This is a genomic window from Gemmatimonas sp., assembly GCF_046594945.1.
Taxonomy (GTDB): Bacteria; Gemmatimonadota; Gemmatimonadetes; order Gemmatimonadales; family Gemmatimonadaceae; genus Gemmatimonas.
In genome coordinates, this window is the sequence record NZ_JBKJRB010000080.1 from 124331 (window position 1) to 130658 (window position 6328).

The window sequence follows — 6328 nt, forward strand, 5'->3', positions numbered from 1 at the left end:
CTGGAGGATGCAGTGAGTTGCGCGGTGTTGCTGCTCCCTCCCCCTGGCACCCTCCTCCTGCCCCCTGAGCAGTTGGCAGTTTTCTAGAACAACAACTTGTACACCACGCTCAAATTTCTGCCCGGATTGTACGCGTAACTCTTGATCCGGCTGGTCGCGTCGCGGTACTGCTCGTCCAACGCATTGTCGACGCGCATTGTGACCGAGTGGACTTGGCTTCCTTTCACGGTGAACAGCCAGGTGGCACTCAAGTCCAGCAGCGTGTAGGCGTCGGTTGCGACATCGAGGTTGTCGCCGCTCACCTTCTCCTGCGCGAATACGCGGCGTACGTCGCCGCCGGCCGAAATGCGGCCGTTGTCGTAGCGCAGTGACGCGCCGAGTCGTCCGGCGGGAATGTACGGGAGGTTGTCGTCGCTATTTCGAATCTTGGCGCGCACGTAGTCACCCATTACGCCGCCCACCCAACGACGTACCAGCTTCGTTTCGAGCTGCCCTTCCACGCCGTACAGAGTGGCATCGCGCTGCCGGAAATTCACCAGCGGCACGTCGGTGCCGTCGACGTCCCGCGTGCCGGTGGCCGTCGGCACGATATACTTGTTGATCAGGTTGTAGTACGTGCTGAACTGCGCGAACGTGCGGGGCGTCTGAGCGCGCAATCCCGCTTCGAACCCCGTGCTCTGCTCCGGCCTGAGTGCGGCATTTCCCACGTCGAAGGTGCCGACGGCGGCGTGGTAGCCATTCGCGAACAGCTCTTCGACCGCCGGCGCGCGAAAGCCGCGCGACATGTTCGCGGTGAAAGACACGTCGGTAGTCACCGGCACGCTCAGTCCGAGCGAGGCGGCCATGTTCTCGAACGTGCGGGACTGCGCATCCCCAAAGCGGGCGGCTTCCTTGCCGGGATCGGTTGCAATCGAAAAGCGGTCGTACCGCGCACCGATCTGCACGCGCGGCGTGTGATCCTCGGAAGCGCCCATGCCGAGGGGGAGCTCCTGAAAGACGAACGCGGCTACGTTGTTGTTGGTGGAGCCCGGCACGAACGCTTCGTCACCGGCCGGTCGGTATTCCCGGAAGAGGCCTTGCACACCAACGGCACCCGTCATCCGGCCGATCTGTGTGCGTCCGGTCACGTTCACGGTCTGCGTGTTGAGCTTGAACTGCGTGCCGATCGCGCCACTGGGCTCGATCTCGTTGTGCGAGTACCACTGCGACGTGCCATCAACGCGCAGCGTGGCGACGGGTGCGTAGCCGGTGCTGATCGTGGACTGTAGCGCCGCCATGCGCCGGACACCGTCGATCCGAATGCCTGCGTCGCCCGCGGGGTGCGGCAATCCGTATTCGAAGCCCATCTGGCGATACACCACACCGACCGACCCGCGACCGCCAACGGTTCCGGCACCCAAGGCAAACTGCTTTGTCGCGCCGTTCGTGTTCGGCTGGGCCGCACCGCCGCCCACGCGCATGTTCTCGAACTCACGGAATCCGCCCCGTACCGTAATGGCGAGCTGCTTTCCGACCGGTACCGTAATGCCTGCACTCGCCACGCCGCCGGGGGTGACGCTCTCGCCCTGCCCCAGCACATAGCCAGTGGCGCGCCCGGGAATACTGGTGGGAATGTCCGACGAGATCACGTTGACCACACCGCCGATGGCATTGTTGCCGTATAGCAGCGAGGCTGGACCACGAATCACCTCAATCCGCTCGGCGGTACTCGGATCCACCGCGTTCATGTGGTCGGCGGCACCGGCCGAGAGATCACCGGCGCGCTCGCCGTCCTGCAACACCAGTACACGCTCGCCGGTGAGGCCACGAATGACCGGCGTTGACGCCATCGGTCCGTTGAAGCGCGTGGACATGCCGGGCTCCTTCGACAGCGTCTGGCCGAGCGACGTGCTCAGGGCGCGCTGTAACTCTTTGCCCGACAGTTGGACGGTGGCCTGCGTGACGTTGAGCGGGTCGGTTCCCGTCGGTGTGGCCGTCACGTTCACGCTCGAGAGGCGCACCGTGGCGACCTTCATGGTCACCGTGACCCGCACCGGGGTACCCGCGGCTGTCACGGTCACGACTTCGTGCGCAGCAAAATAGCCGATCCGGATGAAGTCGAGGTGATACACGCCGGGCGGAACTCCTTCGATGGAAAATTGGCCGCGGTCGTCGGTGAGCGCACTGCGATTGGCGCCGCTGACCACCACTTGCACATTCGACAACGGCGCACCCGCCGTGTCTTTGACGGTACCGGTCACTCCGGCCTGCAGTGCCGCGGTCGGCGCCGACGCCGCCACCGCACGGGAGGCAGCCGCACTAAGCGTGGGGGAACTCGCGAGCGCGAGCGCCGCCACAACCATGGGGGTGGACATCGACAAAACGGTTCGCAGGCAGGTACGTCGGCCCACGACCGGACGACGCGCACCAGCGCGGCGCAAAAAGTTCGGAAGCATGACAACTCCAGAAAGTGATGTGCGCGATGCGCCAAGCTGACGCGATCGCGTGGTCCGGGGCCATGCGCGAGGCATGGCCGACAACTCAGACCGACATCTTCGGAGGAGCACGCTGCGAGGCGGTTCCACGGCTGGCACTCGCACGGCTCGTGACCTGCACGCACGTCGGCGCGATGTCAGGCTCGGCCTCGACCGGTGAGCGCGACTGCTCGTGGGCACTGCCGTTCGGCCCCGTGGCAACGCTGCACAACACGCAGTCGTGACTGTGCACCGGCACACAGCCCGGCCCAGTCTCCGACTCCATGTGCAGATACGCTTCGCGCTGGTCGAGACGCCACGCATCCGCCACCGACGACACCGCCGGCCCCAGGACCTGAAACCAGGCCAACAGGAAGAGGAAGCGCGTGAGAAGTAGGGAGCGCGTGCGTGCCATCGCTGTAACGTGTCGATTTCGGGGAAATGACGCAACAGGCCTATGGAAGATCGGGGGCATGACAGACACCTTTCACAAATGTTCCGCTTTCCCACCCGATTTGCAGCGCGCGCGACGTGGCGTCACGCCTGCCCAATGGTGATGGCCGCCATGCTCCTTACGTGGGCGTGCGACAATCCCACCGTGGTGCGACCCGATTTCGCGTACGATCCCACCGCGCTCACGGGCGGATTGCTCTATCGGTGGTCCACCGGCGCCAAGGTCCGTGTGTTCGTGGAGCCGATGGCGGCAGGGAGTGCCGACTTGGCCGTGGCAGTGCAGCGCGCCGTGCAGTCGTGGAATGCCGTGCCGCAGGGGCGCGAGTTCACGCTCGACGTGGCATCGAACCGCGATGTGGCCGATGTGATCGTGTACGACCGCTCCGTCGCACAGCCGGTCGCAACGGGATCCTGTCCGTTCAATCCCTCCGGGGCGGCCGGCTACACGTATTTCTGTCCGCTGAATGGCCGCGCCGAGCGGCTGCGACCCATCGCAGCCACGGTACTGACCGCGGCGATCGTGATTCGGGTGGACATGACGACGACGGCCACGCAGTCCGCGCTCGACGCGCTGGTGGCACACGAGATAGGACACGCGGTAGGGATCGGCGGTCACAGTCCGCAGGCGAGCGATGTGATGTTTACGCGTCCTACGGTGAGCACGCCGACCGAACGGGATCGCAACACGCTGCGCAACCTTCTGGGGCGGGCGGCCGATATTACGCTCTGAGTCCGTCATTCCTCATGCACTTGTACTGAGAATTCATGCAGGAAAAGGGGAACCTCCGCTTGAGCGACGGGGCCCGCTCGGTCATGTTTCACATTCGGTTCAGTGCATCACCGAATGAAAACCGAACGCAAAGCACATTCTCTGCAGGACAGGCCAAGCGCCGCACCGTGCGCGCTCGACTGCGCCTGTCCCGCCGTACGTTTTCCGTGAGGGTCGCACCATGGCGACACAGGTCACTCCGTCCGCCGCCGTTCGCCGTGAGAGCCTTGACGGCCTCGCTCCCCAGGGCCTGAAACCGAGCGGAGAGGTTCACTGGAACTTTGTCGCTCCCGAACTCGTCGAAGCGGCTATCCGCCGCGACGAAGGTCGGTTGGCCGAGATGGGGCCGTTCGTCGCGGTCACGTCGCCGCACACGGGCCGCTCGCCGAACGACAAGTTCGTGGTGCAGGAGTCGTCGAGCGAGGCTGATGTGGACTGGGGCAAGGTCAACCAGCCGATGGCTCAGGCGCACTACGAAGCGCTCAAAGCCGACGTGAAGCAGTATCTGAACACGTTGCCCGAGCTGTTCGTGCAAGACCTGTATTGCGGCGCCGATCCATCCACGCGCTTGAGTGTGCGCTACGTGTTGCCCAATGCGTGGCATGCGTCGTTCGTGCGCAACATGTTCATTCGCCCGGCGGTCGAGGAGCTGGCCACGTTTGCGCCGAATTTCACGGTGTATCACGCACCGGAATTCCAGGCCGACCCGGCAAAGCACGGCACGCGCACGACCACGTTCATCGTGCTCAACATCGCCGAGCGCACCATTCTGATTGGTGGCACACGCTACGCCGGTGAGCTGAAGAAGTCGATGTTCACGGTGATGAACTATCTGCTACCGAAGCAGGGCATTCTCTCGATGCACTGCTCCGCCAACATCGGCCCTGCGGGCGACACGGCGTTGTTCTTCGGGCTGTCGGGAACCGGCAAGACGACGCTCTCGGCCGACCCCACACGCGGCCTCATCGGCGACGACGAACACGGCTGGTCACCTGAGGGCACGTTCAACTTCGAGGGTGGCTGCTACGCGAAGGTGATCAACCTGTCGCCCGAGAACGAGCCCGACATCTATCAGACCACGCAGATGTTCGGCACAGTGCTCGAGAACGTCGTGCTCAACGAGCCGTCTCGTTCGGTGGACTTCGCCAACCAGTCGATCACCGAGAACACGCGCGCCTCGTATCCGCTGCACTACATCAAGAACCACGTGCCGAGCGGCCGCGGTGGACACCCGAAGAACGTGGTGTTCCTCACCGCCGACGCGTTCGGTGTGTTGCCGCCGATCGCCAAGCTCACGCCGGAACAGGCGATGTACTATTTCCTGTCTGGCTACACGGCCAAGGTGGCCGGCACCGAGCGCGGCGTCACCGAGCCGCAGGCCACGTTCTCGGCCTGCTTCGGCGCGGTGTTTTTGGTGTGGCATCCCACCAAGTACGCCGAGATGTTGGGCGAACTGCTCCGCACGCACGGCTCGCAGGTGTGGCTGGTGAACACCGGTTGGAGCGGCGGCGCGTACGGCGTGGGCTCGCGCATGAAGTTGAGCTACACGCGCACGATGGTGCGCGCGGCACTCAACGGCTCGCTGGCCAATGCGACGTTTGCCGCCGACCCGATCTTCGGTTTGCATCTGCCGCACGCGATCGACGGTGTACCGAGTGACGTGCTCGAGCCGCGTCGCACGTGGGCTGACGGTGCGGCGTACGATGCGCAGGCGAGCAAGTTGGCCGGTATGTTCCGTGAGAACATCACGAAGTTTGGTTCGGCGGTTTCACCGGTGATTCTGGGCGCAGGTCCGAAGGGCTGAACGCTCCGCGGTGTCGCGTCGACACGGCCGCCGATGTTCACAGCCGCCCCGGAGCCTAGACTTTTCGGGGCGGTTTGCATTTGCTGCATTGCATAGCAAGGAATTGCTTTACCGCGGATTCACGCGGACAGAATGCAAAAACCGCCCCGGTGCTCGAAGCGCCGGGGCGGCTTGCGGTTCCAACGATCGAGCGGAGCTAACCCCTACTCCTTGCGCACAACCTTTTCGACAATGAGCTGACGGCCGTCTCGGGCGCCGAGGAAGATGGCGCCGTTGGGGCCGAAGCCGAGGAGCTGACGACCGGCGGGCAGCTTCACGCGTTCGATCATCTTGCCGGCCGGGCTGATGATGTCGTACACGAGCGGTGGCTGGTTCATCATGGCCGCCATCATGCCCATCGCGGCGGCAGGCATGCTGCCACGCGTGGTGTCACCAGCGGCGCGCGGAGCGCCGGGAGCGCCCGGGGCGCCAGCGGCCCCTGTACCAGCACCGCGAGCACCACCAGCGGCTCCTGGAGCACCCGGAGCGCCACCAGGGCCTCCACGACCACCCATGCCACCGCCACCCATGAACTGTGTGGCCAGCTGCGCCGACAAGTTCGACGTGGCGGGCAACACCCACAGGTTGCCCTCGAAGTCAGCCAGCGTGGTGCCGGCGCGGATGGGCGGGTAGTAGTCGGGCAGCTTCTCAGCGGCCACCGGCTCGAAGGACATACGGAACCCACCGCCGCCGCCCGCGTTGCCAGCGGCGCGTTCGGTGGCGGCCTTGGCCAGCGTCTGCAGCGAATCCACCAGCTTGGTCTTGTCGTCGTCGGTGATACGCTTCCAGTCGAACGGCAGCTTGTCCGAC

Annotated in this window: 4 protein-coding genes and 1 pseudogene; 2 read left to right on the forward strand and 3 right to left on the reverse strand. The window is 64.8% G+C overall.

All coding sequences use genetic code 11. The features are described 5' to 3' along the window. Positions 1–83: 83 nt before the first annotated feature. Positions 84–2354 (reverse strand): TonB-dependent receptor, encoded by a 2271-nt coding sequence (locus ACLL97_RS09880; RefSeq protein ID WP_411280300.1) that lies wholly within the window; start codon positions 2352–2354, stop codon positions 84–86. A gap of 166 nt (positions 2355–2520) precedes the next feature. Continuing rightward, positions 2521–2868, reverse strand: coding sequence for a hypothetical protein (locus tag ACLL97_RS09885; RefSeq protein WP_411280301.1), 348 nt, complete (start codon positions 2866–2868; stop codon positions 2521–2523). Positions 2869–2946: 78 nt separating this feature from the next. Between ACLL97_RS09885 and ACLL97_RS09890 the strand changes: the two genes are divergently transcribed. Next, on the forward strand, positions 2947–3636 hold the full coding sequence (locus tag ACLL97_RS09890; RefSeq protein WP_411280302.1) for a hypothetical protein: 690 nt from the start codon (positions 2947–2949) through the stop codon (positions 3634–3636). 220 nt (positions 3637–3856) lie between these two features. Beyond that, the gene (pckA, locus tag ACLL97_RS09895) at positions 3857–5479 is read left to right on the forward strand and encodes a phosphoenolpyruvate carboxykinase (ATP) (protein ID WP_411280303.1); all 1623 of its coding nucleotides are present in this window, start codon (positions 3857–3859) and stop codon (positions 5477–5479) included. 203 nt (positions 5480–5682) lie between these two features. Here pckA and ACLL97_RS09900 read toward each other — a convergent pair. After that, a pseudogene (locus tag ACLL97_RS09900) lies at positions 5683–6328 on the reverse strand (hypothetical protein); the annotation flags it as partial.

Excerpts from the sequence above, each read along its gene's own strand:
- ACLL97_RS09880 (WP_411280300.1), bottom strand. The coding sequence starts at position 2,354 with ATGTCCACCCCCATGGTTGTGGCGGCGCTCGCGCTCGCGAGTTCCCCC.
- ACLL97_RS09885 (WP_411280301.1), bottom strand. The coding sequence starts at position 2,868 with ATGGCACGCACGCGCTCCCTACTTCTCACGCGCTTCCTCTTCCTGTTG.
- ACLL97_RS09890 (WP_411280302.1), top strand. The coding sequence starts at position 2,947 with ATGTTCCGCTTTCCCACCCGATTTGCAGCGCGCGCGACGTGGCGTCAC.
- pckA (WP_411280303.1), top strand. The coding sequence starts at position 3,857 with ATGGCGACACAGGTCACTCCGTCCGCCGCCGTTCGCCGTGAGAGCCTT.